General features: G+C 70.0%; 15 protein-coding genes. All 15 read right to left on the bottom strand.

What is annotated here, in order from left to right; genetic code table 11:
- Nucleotides 1-98: 98 nt before the first annotated feature.
- Nucleotides 99-275, bottom strand: a complete 177-nt coding sequence (locus AC07PU_RS30310; protein WP_172705536.1) for a hypothetical protein — start codon at nt 273-275, stop codon at nt 99-101.
- A 22-nt stretch (nt 276-297) separates the two neighbouring features.
- Entirely contained in the window at nt 298-1,221 is a 924-nt protein-coding gene (gene lpxC / locus AC07PU_RS30305; RefSeq protein WP_495322007.1) for a UDP-3-O-acyl-N-acetylglucosamine deacetylase, read from the bottom strand.
- Between the two features lie 261 nt (nt 1,222-1,482).
- A complete protein-coding gene (gene ftsZ / locus AC07PU_RS30300) occupies nt 1,483-2,688 on the bottom strand; it encodes a cell division protein FtsZ (RefSeq protein WP_093353389.1) in 1,206 nt (401 codons plus the stop codon).
- A 169-nt stretch (nt 2,689-2,857) separates the two neighbouring features.
- A complete protein-coding gene (gene ftsA, locus AC07PU_RS30295; RefSeq protein ID WP_093353387.1) occupies nt 2,858-4,087 on the bottom strand; it encodes a cell division protein FtsA in 1,230 nt (409 codons plus the stop codon).
- 21 nt (nt 4,088-4,108) lie between these two features.
- Nucleotides 4,109-4,900 (bottom strand): cell division protein FtsQ/DivIB, encoded by a 792-nt coding sequence (locus tag AC07PU_RS30290; RefSeq protein ID WP_093353385.1) that lies wholly within the window; start codon nt 4,898-4,900, stop codon nt 4,109-4,111.
- Nucleotides 4,901-4,902: 2 nt separating this feature from the next.
- The gene (locus AC07PU_RS30285) at nt 4,903-5,874 is read right to left on the bottom strand and encodes a D-alanine--D-alanine ligase (protein WP_093353382.1); all 972 of its coding nucleotides are present in this window, start codon (nt 5,872-5,874) and stop codon (nt 4,903-4,905) included.
- Complete coding sequence (gene murC / locus AC07PU_RS30280) at nt 5,871-7,340, bottom strand: UDP-N-acetylmuramate--L-alanine ligase (protein ID WP_093353380.1); 1,470 nt, start codon at nt 7,338-7,340, stop codon at nt 5,871-5,873. The genes AC07PU_RS30285 and murC overlap by 4 nt, the downstream gene beginning before the upstream one ends.
- Nucleotides 7,337-8,401 (bottom strand): undecaprenyldiphospho-muramoylpentapeptide beta-N-acetylglucosaminyltransferase, encoded by a 1,065-nt coding sequence (gene murG / locus AC07PU_RS30275; protein ID WP_296780842.1) that lies wholly within the window; start codon nt 8,399-8,401, stop codon nt 7,337-7,339. The genes murC and murG overlap by 4 nt, the downstream gene beginning before the upstream one ends.
- Nucleotides 8,398-9,696, bottom strand: a complete 1,299-nt coding sequence (ftsW, locus tag AC07PU_RS30270; RefSeq protein WP_093353377.1) for a putative lipid II flippase FtsW — start codon at nt 9,694-9,696, stop codon at nt 8,398-8,400. The genes murG and ftsW overlap by 4 nt, the downstream gene beginning before the upstream one ends.
- The gene (locus AC07PU_RS30265) at nt 9,693-12,077 is read right to left on the bottom strand and encodes a Mur ligase family protein (RefSeq protein WP_495322006.1); all 2,385 of its coding nucleotides are present in this window, start codon (nt 12,075-12,077) and stop codon (nt 9,693-9,695) included. Before AC07PU_RS30265 ends, ftsW begins: the two co-directional genes overlap by 4 nt.
- 10 nt (nt 12,078-12,087) lie before the next feature.
- Nucleotides 12,088-13,266 carry a phospho-N-acetylmuramoyl-pentapeptide-transferase gene (gene mraY / locus AC07PU_RS30260; RefSeq protein ID WP_057597027.1) on the bottom strand — a complete coding sequence of 393 codons (1,179 nt, stop codon included), beginning with the start codon at nt 13,264-13,266 and terminating at the stop codon, nt 12,088-12,090.
- A 22-nt stretch (nt 13,267-13,288) separates the two neighbouring features.
- Nucleotides 13,289-14,749: a UDP-N-acetylmuramoyl-tripeptide--D-alanyl-D-alanine ligase gene (locus AC07PU_RS30255; RefSeq protein WP_495322005.1), complete on the bottom strand. Its 1,461-nt coding sequence runs from the start codon at nt 14,747-14,749 to the stop codon at nt 13,289-13,291.
- Complete coding sequence (locus tag AC07PU_RS30250) at nt 14,746-16,302, bottom strand: Mur ligase family protein (protein ID WP_495322004.1); 1,557 nt, start codon at nt 16,300-16,302, stop codon at nt 14,746-14,748. Before AC07PU_RS30250 ends, AC07PU_RS30255 begins: the two co-directional genes overlap by 4 nt.
- Nucleotides 16,303-16,304: 2 nt before the next feature.
- Complete coding sequence (locus tag AC07PU_RS30245; RefSeq protein WP_093353367.1) at nt 16,305-18,053, bottom strand: peptidoglycan D,D-transpeptidase FtsI family protein; 1,749 nt, start codon at nt 18,051-18,053, stop codon at nt 16,305-16,307.
- Nucleotides 18,050-18,415 (bottom strand): cell division protein FtsL, encoded by a 366-nt coding sequence (gene ftsL, locus AC07PU_RS30240; protein ID WP_057597023.1) that lies wholly within the window; start codon nt 18,413-18,415, stop codon nt 18,050-18,052. The genes AC07PU_RS30245 and ftsL overlap by 4 nt, the downstream gene beginning before the upstream one ends.
- Between the last annotated feature and the right edge of the window lie 62 nt (nt 18,416-18,477).

Raw genomic sequence — 18,477 nt, 5'->3', positions numbered from 1 at the left:
CGGATATTACAAAAGGAATTCTTAACGAAATCTCCTCCGGACGGAGGAGCGTAGATCGCCATCCACGCGGCGAAGGGGGCCGGCGGTGCCGGTCCGGATCAGGCCACGCGCTCGGCGATCAGCACCGCGAAGAAGCCGCAGGCCGCGAGCAAGGTCCACTTGAGCACGATCCAGCCGAAGCGCCGGTACTTGGGCTGGCCGGTGCCCGCGTAGAACGCGAACGAGACGCCGGCCATCAGCAGGAGGAACAGCAGGGCCCAGCGAAAGAGGAGCATGCGTGGATCGGCGCGGCGTCGCCTACCAGGCGCGAGCGACTTCGTTGAAGCCGCGCGGCGCGCGCTTCTCGTCCGCGAAGGTCACGATCTCGTAGGCGTCGTCGTGCGCGAGCAATTCGCGCAGCAACTTGTTGTTGAGCGCATGGCCCGAACGGAACGCGGTGTAGGCCGCGAGCAGCGGCTTGCCGATGATGTAGAGGTCGCCCATCGCGTCGAGGATCTTGTGCTTCACGAACTCGTCGTCGTAGCGCAGGCCACCGGCATTGAGCACCTTGGTGTCGTCCATGACGATGGCGTTGTCGAGTCCGCCGCCGAGCGCGAGGCCCTTGCTGCGCATGTACTCGACTTCCTTCGTGAAGCCGAAGGTGCGCGCGCGCGCGATGTCGCGGCTGTACGAGCCGCTGCCGAGATCGAACTCGACGCGCTGGCCCGTGGAGTTCACGACGCGGTGGTCGAAGTCGATCTCGAAGCTGAGCTTGTAGCCGTGGTACGGCTCGAGGCTCGCCCATTTCTCGTTGGCGCCGTCGCCCTCGCGCACCTCGACCTTGCGCAGCACGCGGATGAAGCGACGCGGCGCCTTCTGGAACTCGATGCCCGCGCTCTGCAGCAGGAACACGAAGGACGAGGCCGAGCCGTCGAGGATCGGTACCTCGTCGGCCGTGATGTCGATGTAGAGGTTGTCGATGCCCAGGCCGGCGCAGGCCGACATCAGGTGTTCGACGGTCTGGACCTTGGCGCCGCCGGTGGAGACGGTCGAGGCCAGCCGGGTGTCGGTGACCGCCTCGGCGGTCATGCGGATCTCGGCGGGTTCGGGCAGATCGACGCGGCGAAACACGATGCCCGTGTCGGCCGGGGCGGGACGCAGCGTGAGTTCCACGCGCTGCCCGCTGTGAAGTCCCACGCCCACGGCGCGGCTGATCGACTTGAGGGTTCGTTGTTGCAGCACGCCTGCGATTTTAGGCGCGCGACGTGCGTGGCGCGCCAATCCCCTGGCTATTACACCCATAGGCATCGTTCGATCGGCATAGCCAGGCTCACTCCGCAAATGGACGCAAAGGGATGAAGAAAGCGCGCCTGATACAGGCGGGAAGGCTTTATCTGGGCCTCCTCCTGCGCCTCTTGCGAGTTCTTCAAACCCTCTGCGTCCGGTCGGGCCCGCCGCGCGGCATCTCTTTCGAAATACCCGCGACGGGCCCTGGTCCGGTTCTCAATCGGCCTGGCGACGCAGGAAGGCCGGGATCTCGAAGTCGTCCATGCCGCCCGAGGACAGCGCGTCGACCTTCGCGGCCGCCATCGTGCGGTTGGTGCGCCACACGCTGGGCACGGCCATGCCTTCGTAGTTGGGCTGGTGGCCGCCACCGCCGTGGCCGGTGCCCATCGAGGGCACGTTGAACGGGATGTTGTCGGTGCCGGTGCGGATCACCTCGAGCGTCGGTGCCTGGCGGCGCGCGTCGGCGCGCGACAGGCCGGTGGCGACCACGGTCACGCGCATCTCGTCGCCGAGGGCGTCGTCGTAGGCCGCGCCGTAGATCACGTGCGCATCGGGCGAGGCGTAGGCGCGGATGGTGTTCATCGCGAGCTTCGACTCGTTGAGCTTCAGCGAATTCTTCGATGCGGTCACCAGCACCAGCACGCCCTTGGCACCCGAGAGGTCGATGCCTTCGAGCAGCGGGCAGGCCACGGCCTGCTCGGCCGCGATGCGCGCGCGGTCCGGACCCGAGGACACGGCCGTGCCCATCATCGCCTTGCCCGGCTCGCCCATCACGGTGCGCACGTCCTCGAAGTCGACGTTCACGCCGCCGTACTCGTTGATGATTTCCGAGATACCGCCCACGGCGTTCTTCAGCACGTCGTTGGCCTGCGCGAAGGCTTCCTCCTGGGTGATGTCCTCGCCCAGCACGTCGAGCAGCTTCTCGTTGAGCACCACGATCAGCGAGTCGACGTTGGCCTCGAGCTCGGCCAGGCCGGCTTCGGCGTTGGTCATGCGGCGGCCGCCTTCCCAGTCGAAGGGCTTGGTCACCACGCCCACGGTGAGGATGCCCATTTCCTTGGCCACGCGCGCGATCACCGGCGCGGCGCCGGTGCCGGTGCCGCCGCCCATGCCGGCCGTGATGAACAGCATGTGGGCGCCGTCGATGGCCGCGCGGATCTCGTCCACGGCGGCTTCGGCCGCTTCACGGCCCTTCTCGGGCTTACTGCCGGCGCCCAGGCCGCTCAGGCCGAGCTGGATGTTGCGCTGCGCGCTGCTGCGCTGCAGGGCCTGCGCGTCGGTGTTCGCGCAGACGAACTGCACGCCCTGCACGCCGCGTTCCATCATGTGCGCGACCGCGTTGCCGCCGCCACCGCCGACACCGATCACCTTGATCTGCGTGCCCTGGTTGAACTCTTCGACTTCGATCATTTCGATGGTCATCTTCTACTCCTTGAATCTTGCAGTTGCCGTTGTCTATGAATGAATCTTTTTTGGGGTACCCGACGAGAACGAATTCATCGTCGTGATGGTGGACCTGTTCGTCGCCATCGCTCGTTGAAATGCAAGGGTGGGCTGCCGCGCGCAAGCCAGAGTGGGGAGTGGCTCATGGTCAGAAGTTCCCCACGATGAAGTCCTTGAAACGTCCGAACGCGGTTTTTACCGAACCGTTCTTCTGCGCCACCTTGAAGCCGCGCATGCGTGCGAAGCGGGCCTCCTCGAGCAGGCCCATCACGGTGGCCGCGCGCGGCTGCGCGACCATGTCCGAGAGCGCACTCGAATACTTCGGGATGCCGCGGCGCACGGGCTTGAGGAAGATGTCCTCGCCGAGCTCGACCATGCCGGGCATCACCGCGCTGCCGCCGGTGAGCACCACGCCCGAGGAGAGCACCTCCTCGTAGCCCGACTCGCGCACCACCTGCTGCACCAGCGAGAAGATCTCCTCGATGCGCGGCTCGATCACGCCGGCCAGCGCCTGCTTGCTCAGCATGCGCGGACCGCGATCGCCGAGGCCGGGCACCTCGACCTGCGTGTCGGGATCGGCCAGCAGCTGCTTGGCGAAGCCGTTCTCGACCTTGATGTCTTCCGCGTCCTTGGTCGGCGTGCGCAGCGCCATCGCGATGTCGCTGGTGATCAGGTCGCCCGCGATCGGGATCACGGCCGTGTGGCGGATCGCGCCGTTGGTGAAGATCGCGACGTCGGTGGTGCCGGCGCCGATGTCCACCAGCACCACGCCGAGCTCGCGCTCGTCCTCGGTCAGCACCGCCTGGCTCGAGGCCAGCGGGTTCAGCATCAGCTGGTCGACCTCGAGGCCGCAGCGGCGCACGCACTTGATGATGTTCTCGGCCGCGCTCTGTGCCCCGGTCACGATGTGCACCTTGGCCTCGAGCCGCATGCCGCTCATGCCGATCGGCTCCTTCACGTCCTGGCCGTCGATCACGAACTCCTGCGGCTCCACCAGCAGCAGCCGCTGGTCGCTCGAGATGTTGATGGCACGCGCGGTCTCGACCACGCGCGCCACGTCGGCCGGCGTCACTTCCTTGTCCTTCACCGCCACCATGCCGCTGGAGTTGATGCCGCGGATGTGGCTGCCGGTGATGCCGGTGTAGACGCGGCCGATCTTGCAGTCGGCCATCAGCTCGGCTTCCTTGAGCGCCTGCTGGATGCTCTGCACGGTCGCGTCGATGTTCACCACCACGCCGCGCTTGAGGCCATTGCTCGGCGCGATGCCGAGCCCCGCGAGCTTGAGCTCGCCGCCGGGCAGCACCTCGGCCACGACCACCATCACCTTCGCGGTGCCGATGTCGAGGCCGACAACCAGGTCTTTGTATTCTTTGGGCATCGATATGTCCTCGGTATTCGTCTATTTCTTCTTGGGCGTCTTGGGGTCGGTCACCACGGTGGTGACGCCGCGCAACCGCAACGCATAGGCGTCGTTGTGGCGCAGGTCGGCGCCCTCGACGTCCTCCATGGTCCGGCGGTACTGCCCCGCGACCTGCGTCACGGTCTTCAGGAAGCGCTGCAGCCGCGCCGCCACCTCCTCGCCCTGACCCCGGCCCAGTTCGATCGTGGCGCCGCTGTCGAGCTGCGCGCGCCAGCTGCCCCGGCTCGACAGCGTGAGCGCGTCGAGTTCGAGGTCGTAGGGCGCGAACATCGGCTGCAGCACGCGGTACATGCCCAGCACCTGCCCGGCCTGCTCGATCGGGCCGTCCAGCCGCGGCAGCTTGTCGTCGACCTCCGCCACGTTGGCCTCGAACACATCGCCGAAGCCGTTGATCAGCTTGGAGCTGGCTTCGTCGCCCCAGTTGGCCACCGGCACCTGCTCGGTCAGCGTCACGCGCAGCTTGTTCGGGAACTCGCGCCGCACCACCGCGCTGCGCACCCACGGCACCGACTCGAAGGCGGTGCGCGCACGCGCGAGGTCGACGGTGAAGAAGTTGCCGTTGAGCTGCGGCGCCACGTTGGCGCGCAGGGTGACGGCGTTGTTGTGCGTCACCTCGCCGTCGACCTTGATGCCCGCGATCGGAAAGAAGGGCTGGCGCAGCACCCACCAGGCGCCCGCGGCGAGCAGCATCAGGCCCACCGCCACGAATGCGAGGTTCGCGACGATGTTCATGAGCTTGACGTCGAAGGGCGTGGGGATGCTGTCGGCCATCTTCAGTGCGCGCCTCCCGTGGCGTCGAGCGTGGCCGTGGCCAGCACGCGCAGGCAGAGTTCCTCGTAGGCAATGCCCGCCGCGCGTGCCGACATCGGCACCAGCGAATGGCTGGTCATGCCCGGCGAGGTGTTCATCTCGAGCAGGAAGGGCTTGCGGTCGCTGGCGCGGATCATCACGTCGGCGCGGCCCCAGCCGCGGCAGCCGAGCGTGCGGTAGGCCGCCAGCGTGATGCGCTGGATCTCGCGCTCCTCCGCCTCGGGCAGGCCGCTCGGGCAGTGGTATTTCACGTCGTCGGTGAAGTACTTGTTCTGGTAGTCGTAGGCGCCCTCGGGCGCGGCGATGCGCACCACCGGCAGCGCATGCGCGTCGAGGCCGCTGCCGAGCACGGCGCAGGTGACTTCCTCGCCCTCGATGAACTCCTCGCAGAGCACGTCGGCGTCGTACTTGACCGACAGCGTCACCGCGTCCTGCATCTGCGAATAGCCCTCGACCTTGGTCACGCCGATCGAGGACCCCTCGCGCGGCGGCTTCACGATCAGCGGCAGGCCCAGCACGTCGGGCACGGCCATCACCTGTTCGCGGCTCTGCTGGTCGAAGGCCAGGCGCACGTACTTGGGCGTGGGCAGGCCGTCGGCCTGCCAGATGCGCTTGGTCATGACCTTGTCCATCGCCACGCTCGAGGCCATCACGCCCGAGCCGGTGTAGGGAATGCCGAGCATCTCGAGCGCGCCCTGCACCGTGCCGTCCTCGCCGTGGCGGCCATGCAGCGCCACGAAGCAGCGCGCGAAGCCCTCGCGCCGGAGCTCGGACAGGTCGCGCTGCGACGGGTCGAAGGCATGGGCATCGACGCCGCGCGAACGCAGCGCCTCGAGCACGCCGGTACCCGACATCAGCGAGACCTCGCGCTCGGCCGAACTGCCGCCGAACAGCACGGCGACCTTGCCGAAGAGTTTGGGATCCTGAAGGCTCACGACGCCTCCCCCTTGTGCGCAGCGTGCTGCGATGTCGTGGATGAAGAAGATGCGGCCACCGCCGGCGCCGCGCCGAGCTCGACCACCTTGCCCGGCACCGCGCCGATGGAGCCCGCGCCCATGCACAGCACCACGTCGCCGGCACGCGCGTTGTCGAGAATGGCCTGCGGCATCGCGGCGATGTCGTCGACGAACACCGGCTCGACCTTGCCGGCCACGCGCAGCGCGCGCGCCAGCGTGCGGCCGTCGGCCGCCACGATGGGCTGCTCGCCGGCCGCGTAGACCTCGCCGAGCAGCACCGCGTCGGCGGTGCCGATGACCTTGACGAAGTCCTCGAAGCAGTCGCGCGTGCGGGTGTAGCGGTGCGGCTGGAAGGCCAGCACCAGGCGCCGGCCGGGGAAGGCACCGCGCGCGGCCGCGAGCGTGGCGGCCATCTCCACCGGATGGTGGCCGTAGTCGTCGATCACGGTGAAGCTGCCGTCGCCGGCCCGGGCCGCGACCTCGCCATAGCTCTGGAAGCGCCGGCCCACGCCCTTGAAGTCGGCCAGCCCGCGCTGCACCGCCTCGTCGGCGATGCCGAGCTCGACCGCCACCGCGATCACCGACAGCGCATTGCGCACGTTGTGCTCGCCCGGCAGGTTCAGCACCACCGGCAGGTCGGGCAGGGTCACGCCGTTGCGGCGCTGCGCGGTGAAGTGCATCTGGCCGCCGACGGCGCGCACGTCGACCGCGCGCACCTGGGCGTCCTCGCCGAAGCCGTAGCTGGTGACCGGGCAGGTCACGTCGGCCACGATCTCGCGCACCGCCGGATCGTCGGTGCACAGGATCGCCGTGCCGTAGAAGGGCATGCGGTGCAGGAAGTCGACGAAGGCCTTCTTCAGCTTGCCGAAGTCGTGCCCGTAGGTCTCCATGTGGTCGGCGTCGATGTTCGTGACCACCGCCATCACCGGCAGCAGGTTCAGGAACGAGGCGTCGGATTCGTCGGCCTCGACCACGATGTAGTCGCCGCTGCCGAGCTGCGCGTTGGCGCCCGCGCTGTTGAGCCGGCCGCCGATCACGAAGGTGGGATCGAGCCCCGCGGCCGCGAGCACGCTCGCCACCAGGCTGGTGGTGGTGGTCTTGCCGTGCGTGCCGGCGATCGCGATGCCCTGCTTCAGGCGCATCAGCTCGGCCAGCATGACGGCGCGCGGCACGACCGGAATGCGCTTCTCGCGCGCGGTCAGCACCTCGGGGTTGTCGGCCTGCACCGCGGTCGAGGTCACGACCGCGTCGGCGCCCTCGACGTTCGAGGCCGCATGGCCCACGAAGGTGCCGATACCCAGGCCCGCGAGCCGGCGCAGCGTGGCGCTGTCGGACAGGTCGGAGCCGGTGATGCGGTAGCCGAGGTTCAGCAGCACTTCGGCGATGCCGCTCATGCCGGAGCCGCCGATGCCGACGAAGTGGATGTGGCGAATCGCGTGTTTCATCGTGCCAGCTCCTCGCAAGCGCGCACCATCGCCTCGACGGCCTCGGTTTTCTGCATCGTCCTGGCGCGTTCGGCGCGTTCGATCAGTTCGGTTCGTTGTGTCTTCTGTAGCAAATCGGCCAGCAATTCAGGGGTGAGATCGGTCTGTTGCACCAGCCAGCCGCCGCCGGCATCGACGAGGAAGCGCGCGTTGGTGGTCTGGTGGTCGTCGACCGCGGAAGGAAAAGGCACGAACAGCGCCGCGGCGCCGACGGCCGCGATTTCGGTCACGGTGCTGGCACCGGCGCGCGCGACGATGAGGTCGGCCTCGGCATAGGCCAGGGCCGTGTCCTCGATGAAGGGCGTGAGCTCGCCCTCGACGCCGGCGGCCGCGTAGTTGGCGCGCAGCTCGTCGATCTGCTTGGCGCCGCTCTGATGCAGCACCTGCGGGCGCGTGCCCGGCTCGATGCGCGCGAGCGCCTGCGGCACCACCGCGTTGAGCGCCTTGGCGCCGAGGCTGCCGCCGACCACCAGCAGCTTGAGCGGACCGCTGCGGCCCGCGAAGCGTTCGGCCGGCGCAGGCTGCGAGGTGAAGGCCGCGCGCAGCGGGTTGCCGATCCACTGCGCCTTCTTGAGCACGTTGGGAAAGGCCGTGAAGACGCGGTCGGCCACGCCCGCCAGCACCTTGTTGGCGAGGCCCGCGACCGAGTTCTGCTCGTGCAGCACCAGCGGCTTGTTGAGCAGCACGCCCATCATGCCGCCCGGAAAAGTGATGTAGCCGCCCAGGCCCACGAGCACGTCGGGCTTCACGCGGCGCACCACGCGCAGGCTCTGCCAGAAGGCGCGCAGCAGGCGCAGCGGCAGCAGGAACAGCGTGAGCGGGCCCTTGCCGCGCACGCCGCCGAACTGCACCGGCTCGAAGGCGAAGCCGCGCGGCGGCACCAGCTTCTCTTCCATGCCGCCGGGCGCGCCCAGCCAGTGCACGCGCCAGCCGCGCTCGCGCAGCGCCTCGGCCACGGCGAGGCCCGGGAAGATGTGGCCGCCGGTGCCGCCGGCCATCACGAGTGCGGTGCGGCCGGTCATACGCGGCCTCCCCGCATCAACACACGATTCTCATAGTCGATGCGCAGCACGATCGCCAGCGCCACCATGTTCATCAGGATCGCCGAGCCGCCGAAGCTCATCAGCGGCAGCGTGAGGCCCTTGGTCGGCAGCGCGCCGAGGTTCACGCCCATGTTGATGAAGGCCTGGAAGCCGATCCACACGCCCACGCCCTGGGCCACGAGGCCCGAGAACACGCGGTCGAGCGCGATGGCCTGGCGGCCGATGTGCATCACGCGGCGCGTGAGCCAGAGAAACAGGCCGATGATCAGCAGCACGCCGACCAGGCCGAACTCCTCGCCGATCACGGCCAGCAGGAAGTCGGTGTGGGCCTCGGGCAGCCAGTGCAGCTTCTCGACGCTGCCGCCGAGGCCGACGCCGAAGATCTCGCCGCGGCCGATGGCGATCAGCGAGTGCGAGAGCTGGTAGCCCTTGCCGAGCGCGTGCTCCTCGCTCCACGGATCGAGGTAGGCGAAGATCCGCTCGCGCCGCCACGGGCTGGTGGCCACGATGGTGCCGAAGGCCACCACCACCAGCGCGGCGATCACGAAGAACATGCGCGCGTTCACGCCGCCCAGGAACAGGATGCCCATCGCGATCACCGCGATCACCATGAAGGCGCCCATGTCGGGCTCGGCCATCACCAGCATGCCGACCACCACCACCGCGATGCCCATCGGCAGCACGGCGCGGAAGAAGCGCTCCTTGATCTCCATCTTGCGCACCATGTAGCTGGCCGCATAGAGCACCATCGCGACCTTCGCGAGCTCGGAGGGCTGGAAGCGCATGAAGCCCATCGGCAGCCAGCGTCGCGCGCCGTTCACGCTGATGCCGATGTGCGGGATCAGCACCGCCACCAGCAGCAGCAGCGAGGCCACGAACAGCCAGGGCGCGGCGCGCTCCCAGGTCTTCATCGGGATCTGGAAGGCCAGCAGCGCGGCGATGAAGGCGAACACCACCGAGGCCGCGTGCCGCGTGAGGAAGTACGAGGCGCTGTAGCCGGCGCGCGCGAAGCGCGGGTTGTCGGGCAGCGCGATCGAGGCCGAATAGACCATGATCAGGCCCCAGGTCAGCAGCGCGACCGTGACCCACACCAGCGCCTGGTCGAAGCCCAGCACGCGGATCGGCGTGGCCTTGGTCTGTGTGAAGCCGGCACCGCCGAGGCGCACCGGCAGGTGCACCGGCAGCGCATCGATGCCGCTGCGCGCGCGCCGGAACCAGCCGCTGAAGCGGCCGGGCCGGGTGTTGGGCGTGGCGCCCGCGGCGGCGGAGTTCACGATGCCGGTCCTTCCGTCGAATCGGGGGCGGCCTGCGTGCGCGGCTCGCCCGGTTCCCCGAAGTCGCGCGGTTCGTCCTCGAGCGCCTGCACGGCCTCGCGGAACACCGCCGCGCGGTGCGGGTAGTTCTTGAACATGTCGAAGCTCGCACAGGCCGGTGACAGCAGCACGGCATCGCCGGGGTGGGCGCGGCGCGCGGCCATCTGCACGGCCTCGTGCATCGAGCCCGCATGCATCAGCGTGACGCCGGTGGCAGCCAGCGCGGCCTCGATCAGCGGCGCGTCGCGGCCGATCAGCACCACGGCGCGCGCGTACTGGCGCACCGGCAGCGCGAGCGGCTCGAAGTCCTGGCCCTTGCCCTCGCCGCCGAGGATCACGACCACGCGGCGGTCCTCGCCGAGGCCGCCGAGCGCCGCCACGGTGGCGCCCACGTTGGTGCCCTTGCTGTCGTCGAAGTACTCGACGTCGTCGATCAGCGCCACCGGCTCGACGCGGTGCGGCTCGCCGCGGTACTCGCGCAGGCCGTAGAGCATCGGGCCGAGCGGGCAGTCGGCCGCGTTCGCGAGCGCCAGCGCGGCGAGCGCGTTCATCGCGTTGTGGCGGCCGCGGATGCGCAGCGCATCGGCCGGCATCAGGCGCTGCACGAAGATCTCTTCCTCGACCACCTGGCCGCGCTTGCGCTTCTGCGTCTCGTCGGCCTCGTGCGCGCGCACCAGCCAGCTCATGCCGTTGACGCGCTCGATGCCGTAGTCGCCGGGGCGCTGCGGCATGCTCGCGCCGAAGGTGACGTGCGGGCGCACCTGCACGCGCTGCGCCTTGGGCTTGGCCGGCGCGCGGCGCGCGCCGCGGGCGTTCACCACTTCCTCGACGGGCTTGACGGGCTCCTGGCCCGCGGTGGCGAGCATCGCCATCACGGCCGGATCGTCGCGGTTGAGCACCATCAGCGCGGTCTTGCCGAAGATGCGCGACTTGGCCTGCGCATAGGCCGGCATGTCGCCATGCCAGTCCAGGTGGTCCTGCGTGAGGTTGAGCACCGTCGCGGCCGCGGGCTCGAAGCCCTGCACGCCGTCGAGCTGGAAGCTCGAGAGCTCGATCACCCAGGCCTCGGGCAGCGTGCCGGCGTCGAGATGCGCGCTCAGCGTGTCGAGCAGGGTCGGGCCGATGTTGCCGGCCACCGCCACGCTCTTGCCGCCGCGCTCGATGAGCTGGCCGGTCAGCGCCGTGACCGTGGTCTTGCCGTTGGTGCCGGTGATCGCGAGCACGACCGGCGTGTAGCCCTTGGCGGGCTCGGGCGCGGGGGCCGGCTCGGGCTGGGCTTCGGGCTGCGGCGCGGGCTCTTCCTCGGCCACGGCCGAGGCGGGATTGGTGGCGGCGAACTCGGCGATCTTCGCGACGAAGTCGGCCGCTTCCTTCGCGGCTGTGGCGACGTAGGGCTTGCCGACCGTGAAGGCCGGCAGGTTCGACGCGGGCTTGGAAGCCGGTGCGGCGACGGGCGCGGCGGGAGCCTCGGGCTCGGCGGACTCGGCGGGCTCGGCCGGTTCGGGCTGCGTGCCTTCGGCGGCCGCCGGCGTTTCGATCGCGGCGGGTTCGACGCCCTGCGCCGGCGCTGCCTCGATGCCTTCCTGCACCACGGGCGCATCGGCGACCGGCGCCTCGGGCTCCGGCGGCTGCAGCACGGGAACGCTCAGCGACGGATCGCGCGGCATCGATTCGGGCACGGCGGCGGGAGCGCGCAGTGCCTCGGGAGTTGCTTCGACAGGTTCGGACTCTGCGGGCGATGCCTCGCTCGCGGGCGCCACGGCGTCGACGGCTTCTTCCGCGGCGGATGCTTCGGGCGCGGTCGGTTGTTCGACCGCGGCCACGACCTCCTCCACCGCGGCGACTTCTTCCGGCACCGGCGCCTGGGCTTCTGGCAGCACGACAGGCGCCTCCGCCTCGGGCACCGGCTCGCTCCCGGCCGGCACCGTTGCCTCCAGCGCCAGTTCGCCTTGCGCCGCGCTTTCTTCTTCCACCTCGACCACCGCCGGCGTCTCGACGATGGCGAGATCCGCCAGCGCACGCGCGAACAGGTCGAGCTCGCCGCCCACCGGCAGCCCGACCGCACGCGCCGCATCGGCCACCGGCGCGATGGTCTCGGGGCTCAGGCCCGGCGAGCGGTAGACGGCGCGGATCGGCGTGCCCTCGATCAGCGCGGCCGTGAACGGCCCGCCGACGAACACCGCCTCGGGCCACTCGGCACGCAGCGTGTCGAGCAGGGCCGGCGCCTCGCGCGTGTCGGCCACCGTCACCTGCGCGCCATGGCGCGCGCACCAGCGCGCCATCGCCAGCCCGGACGCGCCGAGGCCGAGGATGAGGACGGGGAGGTCTTTCAGGTGCCGCATGCGTTTTCTCTCAGCGCAGCTTCAGCGTCGACAGGCCCACGAGGCACAGCAGCATCGTGATGATCCAGAAGCGCACCACGACCTGCGTCTCGCGCCAGCCGCTCTTCTCGAAGTGGTGGTGCAGCGGCGCCATCTTGAGCACGCGGCGGCCCTCGCCGAAGCGCTTCTTCGTGTACTTGAAGTAGGTGACCTGGGCCATCACCGAGATCGCCTCGACCACGAAGATGCCGCCCATGATGAAGAACACGATCTCCTGGCGCACGATGACCGCGATGGTGCCCAGCGCGCCGCCGAGCGCGAGCGCGCCCACGTCGCCCATGAAGACCTGCGCCGGATGGGTGTTGAACCAGAGGAAGGCCAGCCCCGCGCCGGCCATCGCCGAGCAGAACACCAGCAGCTCGCCCGAGCCCGGGATGTTCGGGAACAGCAGGTACTTCGAGTAGACCGCGCTGCCCGTCACGTAGGCGAACACGCCCAGCGCCGAGCCCACCATCACCACCGGCATGATCGCCAGGCCGTCGAGGCCGTCGGTGAGGTTCACCGCGTTGCTCGCGCCCACGATCACCAGGTAGGTGAGGATCACGAAGCCGATGCCGCCCAGCGGATAGCTGACTTCCTTGAAGAAGGGCACCAGCAGGTTGATCTTGGGCGGGAAATCGAGGTCGAAGCCCGACTGCACCCAGGCGAAGAACAGCTGCAGCACGCGCCAGTTCGAACTCTCGGAGATGCTGAACAGCAGGTAGAAGGCCGCGAGCAGCCCCACCACCGATTGCCAGAAGTACTTCTCGCGCGAGCGCATGCCCTCGGGGTCCTTGTGCACCACCTTGCGCCAGTCGTCGACCCAGCCGATCGCGCCGAAGCCCAGCGTGACCCACAGCACGATCCAGACGAAGCGGTTCGAGAGGTCGAACCACAGGATGGTGGCGAAGGCGATCGCGAACAGCACCAGCACGCCGCCCATGGTGGGCGTGCCGCTCTTGCTCAGGTGGGTCTCCATCGCGTAGCCGCGCACCGGCTGGCCGATCTTCAGCGCGGTCAGGCGCCGGATCACGTACGGACCCGCCACGAGGCCGACCACGAGCGCGGTCAGCGCCGCCATCAGCGCGCGGAAGGTCAGGTACTGGAACACCCGCAGGAACCCGAGTTCCGGCGAGAGGGTCTGCAGCCATTGGGCCAGGCTCATGAACATGAAATTGCGCACCGCCCCCGCATCAGGGACGGCCTCCTTCTTGTTGTGGTTGTGTCTGCGGGGTCGCACCCTGCGCGGCGATGGCCTGGACCACGCGTTCCATCTTCATGGAGCGCGAGCCCTTGACCAGCACGCTGCCGACCAGCGGCAGCCGCGCGAGCACCGCGGCGTTCAGGGTGTCGATGTCCTCGAAATGGCGTCCGCCGCCGACCGTGGCCGCGTCGCCGCGCTGGAAGGCGGCGATGCTGTGCTCGGAAGCGCTGCCGAGCGTGTAGACGGTCTCGATGCCGCGCTGGCGCGCCCAGTCGCCGACCTCGGCATGAAATTCGTCCGAGCGCTCGCCGACCTCGGCCATGTCGCCCAGCACCAGCAGGCGCGGGCCCGGCAGCGCGGCGAGCACGTCGATCGCGGCGCGTACCGAGTCGGGGTTGGCGTTGTAGCTGTCGTCGACCAGCGTGATGGCGCGGCCGCCGGCCAGCGCGAGCGCACTGGCCTTGGAGCGGCCCTTGACCGGCTCGAAGGCATCGAGGCCGGCGGCGATGGTGTCGATCGACACGCCCGCGGCCAGCGCGCAGGCGGTGGCCGCGAGCGCATTGATCACGTTGTGGCGGCCCGCGATGTGCAGCCGCGTGCCGAAGCCGCCGAGCGGCGTGCGCACGCGCACCTGCCAGGCGCCCTGGGTCCATTCGGCATGCTCGAGGCCGATGTCGGCATCGTCGTGCTCGCCGAAGGTCAGGCAGCGGCGCGCGGCGCCGTCGCGCGCCATGTCGCTCCACAGCGTGGTGAACTCGTCGCCGTGCGGGAACACGGCCGTGCCGTCGTCGGGCAGCGCCGCGAACACGGCGGCGTTCTCGACCGCCACGGCCTCGACGCTGACCATGAACTCCTGGTGCTCGCGCTGGGCGTTGTTCACCAGCGCGATGGTCGGGCGCGAGATGGCGGCCAGCCGCGCGATCTCGCCCGGGTGGTTCATGCCGAGCTCGACCACCGCGCGCTGGTGCTGCGCGCGCAGGCGCAGCAGGGTCAGCGGCACGCCGATCTCGTTGTTGAAGTTGCCGGCGGTCGCGAGCGCGCGCTCGGGCTTCGAGGCCATCAGGATGGCCGCGATCATCTGGGTGACGGTGGTCTTGCCGTTGCTGCCCGTCACGGCGATCAGCGGCAGCGAGAACTGCGCGCGCCAGTGCGCGCCGATGGCGCCCAGCGCCACCAGGGTGTCGGGCACCTCGAGGCCGGCCAGGCCCGCGGCCTCGAGGCCGCCGTGCGCGACCGCGGCCACCGCGCCGCTGGCGCGGGCCTGCGGCAGGAAGTCGTTGGCATCGAAGTTCTCGCCCTTGAGCGCGACGAACAGGTCGCCCGTGGCCAGGGTGCGGGTGTCGGTGTGCACGCGCGCGATCACGGTCGCGGGATCGCCCACGAGGCGCGCACCCGGAATCCACTGCTGCAGTTGCGCCAGCGTCAGCGCGAGGGAGGTGGTGTCGCTCATGCGCCCCTCCGCTTCGCGAGCGCGTCGTGCGCATGGCTGCGATCGGAGAACGGCAGGCGCTGGCCCGCGATCTCCTGCCAGGCCTCGTGGCCCTTGCCGGCGATCAGCACCACGTCCTCGGGCGCGGCCTGCGCGATCGTGTCGGCGATGGCGGCCGCGCGGTCGGCCTGCACGCGCGCATGCTCGGGCCGCGCGAAGCCGCGCAGCACCTGCGCGATGATCGCGTCGGGCTTCTCGCTGCGCGGGTTGTCGCTGGTCACCACGACGTGGTCGGCCTGGCGCTCGGCCACGGCGGCCATCATCGGACGCTTGATCGGATCGCGGTCGCCGCCGCAGCCGAACACGCACCACAGCTTGCCGCCGCGCTGCTGCGCGAGCGGGCGCAGGCCGGCCAGCGCCTTGTCGATGGCATCGGGCGTGTGGGCGTAGTCGACCACCGCGAGCGGAGCACCGGCTTCGGCGTCCACGCGCTCCATGCGGCCCGGCACGCTGCTCAGGTTCGTGCACGCCGCCACGGCCTGCGCGAGCGTCAGGCCCAGCGCGCGCAGCGTGCCGAGCACGCCGAGCAGGTTGGCCACGTTGTACTGGCCGATCAGGCCGGTGGTCACGCGCTCGACGGCCGCGGTGCCGTGCTCGGCGACCGAGAACTGCAGGCCCTGGGCGTCGTAACCGATGTCGCGCGCCACCAGGCGCGCCGGCTTGCCCTCGGCCGACACGGTCCAGACGTCGAGCGCGCCGACGCCGGCATCGATCAGGTTGGCGCACAGGCTCGCGCCGTGGGTGTCGTCGATGTTGATCACCGCGGCGCGCAGGCCGGGCCAGCGGAACAGCTCGGCCTTGGCCTGCCAGTAGGCGTCCATGCTGCCGTGGTAGTCGAGGTGGTCCTGCGTGAAGTTGGTGAACACCGCCACCGCGATCCGGGCACCGTCGAGCCGGCGCTCGGCGATGCCGATCGACGAGGCCTCGATGGCGCAGGCGCCGAAGCCGCGCTCGACCAGCGCGCGCAGCTCGCGCTGCATCATCACGGGGTCGGGCGTGGTGAGGCCGGTGTAGCTGAGTTCGGGCGGCACGCCGATGCCCAGCGTGCCCATCACGGCGCACGGCGAGGGCGCGTCGCGCTGCACCGTGCCGTCGGGCCGCATCGGGCGCACGCCGCCGGCCGGCCGCAGGGTCGACAGCGCCTCGGCCAGCCACCACGCGGTGGAGGTCTTGCCGTTGGTGCCGGTCACGGCCAGCAGGTCGAGCCGGGCCGAGGGATGGTCGTAGAAGGCCGCGGCGATCGGGCCGGTGGCGGCCTTGAGGCCGGGGTAGCTGACGATGCGCTCGTCGCCATCGAAGCCGAAGGCCTCGACGCCCTCGTGCTCGACCAGACAGGCCGCCGCGCCCTGCGCCAGCGCCGCCGCCACGTGCTTGCGGCCATCGGTCGCGGCGCCGGGCCAGGCGACGAACACGTCGCCCGCGGCCACCGCACGGCTGTCGGCATGCAGCGCGCCCTGCGGCACCCGCTCCTTGAGCCAGGCCGCGGCCAGTGGGGGGGAGGTGAAGGTCAGCATGCTCAGAAGCTCTCGTCCACGCCCTGGGTCATCACCAGGGGTTTGACCGCCAGGTCGGGCGGCACGTTCATCATGCGCAGCGTCTGCTGCACGACCTCGCTGAACACGGGCGCCGCGGCCAGGCCGCCGAAGTACTGGCCGTCGCTGGGCTCGTCGATCATCACCGCGACGATGATGCGCGGCTTCTCGATCGGCGCCATGCCGGTGAACCAGGCGCGGTACTTGTTGCTCGCATAGCCCTTGCCGACCTGCTTGTGGGCCGTGCCCGACTTGCCGCCGACCGAGTAGCCGATGGTCTGCGCGCGCGTGCCGGTGCCGCCCGGGCCCGCGGCCATCTGCAGCATCTTGCGCACCGCGAGCGCGTTCGACGGCGAGAACACGCGCACGCCGGCCGGCGGCTCGGTGTTCTTGAGGATCGTCGCCGGAATGATCGCGCCATCGTGCGCGAACGCGGTGTACGAATGTGCCATTTGAAACAGCGAGGCCGACAGGCCGTAGCCGTAGGCCATGGTGGCCTGCTCGACCGGCTTCCAGGTCTTCCAGGGCCGCAGCCGGCCGGTGACCGCGCCGGGGAACTGGATCTGCGGCTTCTGGCCGTAGCCGAGCGCGGTGTAGGTGTCCCACATCTCGTGCGGGGTCATCTTCTGCGCGATCTTGAGCGCGCCGACGTTGCTCGACTTCTGGATCACGCCCTCGACCGTCAGCGTGCCGTAGTTGTGGGTGTCGCTGATGGTGAAGCCGCCGAGCTGGTAGCGCCCGGGCGAGGTCTCGATCAGCGACGAGGGCTTGACCCGGCCGGCCTCCAGCGCCATCGCCACGGTGATCGGCTTCATGGTCGAGCCGGGCTCGAAGGTGTCGGTCATCGCGCGGTTGCGCAGCTGCTCGCCCGTGAGGTTCTGCCGCTTGTCGGGCACGTAGCTCGGGTAGTTGGCCAGCGCCAGCACCTCGCCGGTGACGGCGTCGAGCACCACCACGCTGCCGGCCTTGGCCTTGCGCGCGGTCACGGCGTCGCGCAGCTTCTGGTAGGCGAAGAACTGCACCTTGCTGTCGACGCTGAGCTGGATGTCCTTGCCGTCGAGCGGTGGCACCTGCTCGCCCACGCCCTCGACCACGCGGCCCAGGCGGTCCTTGATCACGCGGCGCGAGCCGGCCTTGCCGGCCAGGTCCTTGTCGAACGCGAGCTCGATGCCTTCCTGGCCGCTGTCCTCGACGTTGGTGAAGCCCACCACGTGCGCGGCGGCCTCGCCCTCGGGGTACTGGCGCTTGTATTCCTTGCGCTGGTAGATGCCCTTGAGGTTCATCGCGGCGATCTGCTTGGCGATCGGCTCGTCGACCTGGCGCTTGATCCAGACGAAGGTCTTGTCCTCGTCCTCGAGCTTCTTGTCGAAGTCCTTCTGCGGCATCTCGAGCAGCTTGGCCACCTGCTTGAGCTTGGCGCGCACCTCGGGGTCGTCGCGCTCCACGTCCTCGGGAATGGCCCAGATGCTGGGCGCCACCACGCTCGACGCGAGGATCAGGCCGTTGCGGTCGAGGATGCGGCCGCGGTTGGCCGGCAGCTCGAGCGTGCGCGCGAAGCGCACCTCGCCCTGGCGCTGGAAGAAGCTGTTGCCGAACACCTGCACGTAGGCCGCGCGGCCCGCGAGCACGACGAAGCCCAGCGCGATGCCGCCGACGATGAACTTGCTGCGCCAGACCGGCGTCTTGCTCGCCAGCAGGGGGCTGGTGGTGTAGCGCACGCTGCGGCGGGTCATCGCTGCCCCCTTGCGGCTGCGGCGGCGGCCGGCTTGTTGGCGGCTGGCTTGTTGACGGGTGGTGCGGGCGGCGGCGCGACCACGGCCGGGATCACGCTGCCGTCGGGACGCACGTACTGCGTGATGGCCGGCGAGGTGGTGCGCATCTGCAGCTGCTCTTTCGCGAGCTTCTCCACGCGCAGCGGCGTGGCCTGCGCGCGCTTCTCGACCTGCAGCCGGTCGTGGTCGAGCTCGAGCCGGCGCGTCTCCTGCATCGTCCGGTCGAGCTCGGTGTAGAGCTGGCGCGAGAGGTATTGCGTGTGCACGAGGTAGAGCGCCGTGGCGATCACGGACAGCAGCAGCAGCAGGTTCAGGCGTGCCATCTCAGCGGCCTCCCCGTTCGCCGCGCAGGGCGGCCGCAGAAGGCACGAAGCCGCCCGTGGTG

The organism is Variovorax sp. GW821-FHT10D07 (genome assembly GCF_059415325.1).
Note: the sequence above shows the minus strand (reverse complement) of the source record. Positions and strands in the feature narration are given on the sequence as shown.

What these genes read in the sequence shown, in the direction of transcription:
- AC07PU_RS30310 (WP_172705536.1), bottom strand. Translation starts at nt 275, where the DNA reads ATGCTCCTCTTTCGCTGGGCCCTGCTGTTCCTCCTGCTGATGGCCGGC.
- ftsZ (WP_093353389.1), bottom strand. Translation starts at nt 2,688, where the DNA reads ATGACCATCGAAATGATCGAAGTCGAAGAGTTCAACCAGGGCACGCAG.
- ftsA (WP_093353387.1), bottom strand. Translation starts at nt 4,087, where the DNA reads ATGCCCAAAGAATACAAAGACCTGGTTGTCGGCCTCGACATCGGCACC.
- AC07PU_RS30290 (WP_093353385.1), bottom strand. Translation starts at nt 4,900, where the DNA reads ATGGCCGACAGCATCCCCACGCCCTTCGACGTCAAGCTCATGAACATC.
- murC (WP_093353380.1), bottom strand. Translation starts at nt 7,340, where the DNA reads ATGAAACACGCGATTCGCCACATCCACTTCGTCGGCATCGGCGGCTCC.
- murG (WP_296780842.1), bottom strand. Translation starts at nt 8,401, where the DNA reads ATGACCGGCCGCACCGCACTCGTGATGGCCGGCGGCACCGGCGGCCAC.
- AC07PU_RS30265 (WP_495322006.1), bottom strand. Translation starts at nt 12,077, where the DNA reads ATGCGGCACCTGAAAGACCTCCCCGTCCTCATCCTCGGCCTCGGCGCG.
- mraY (WP_057597027.1), bottom strand. Translation starts at nt 13,266, where the DNA reads ATGTTCATGAGCCTGGCCCAATGGCTGCAGACCCTCTCGCCGGAACTC.
- AC07PU_RS30255 (WP_495322005.1), bottom strand. Translation starts at nt 14,749, where the DNA reads ATGAGCGACACCACCTCCCTCGCGCTGACGCTGGCGCAACTGCAGCAG.
- AC07PU_RS30250 (WP_495322004.1), bottom strand. Translation starts at nt 16,302, where the DNA reads ATGCTGACCTTCACCTCCCCCCCACTGGCCGCGGCCTGGCTCAAGGAG.
- AC07PU_RS30245 (WP_093353367.1), bottom strand. Translation starts at nt 18,053, where the DNA reads ATGACCCGCCGCAGCGTGCGCTACACCACCAGCCCCCTGCTGGCGAGC.
- ftsL (WP_057597023.1), bottom strand. Translation starts at nt 18,415, where the DNA reads ATGGCACGCCTGAACCTGCTGCTGCTGCTGTCCGTGATCGCCACGGCG.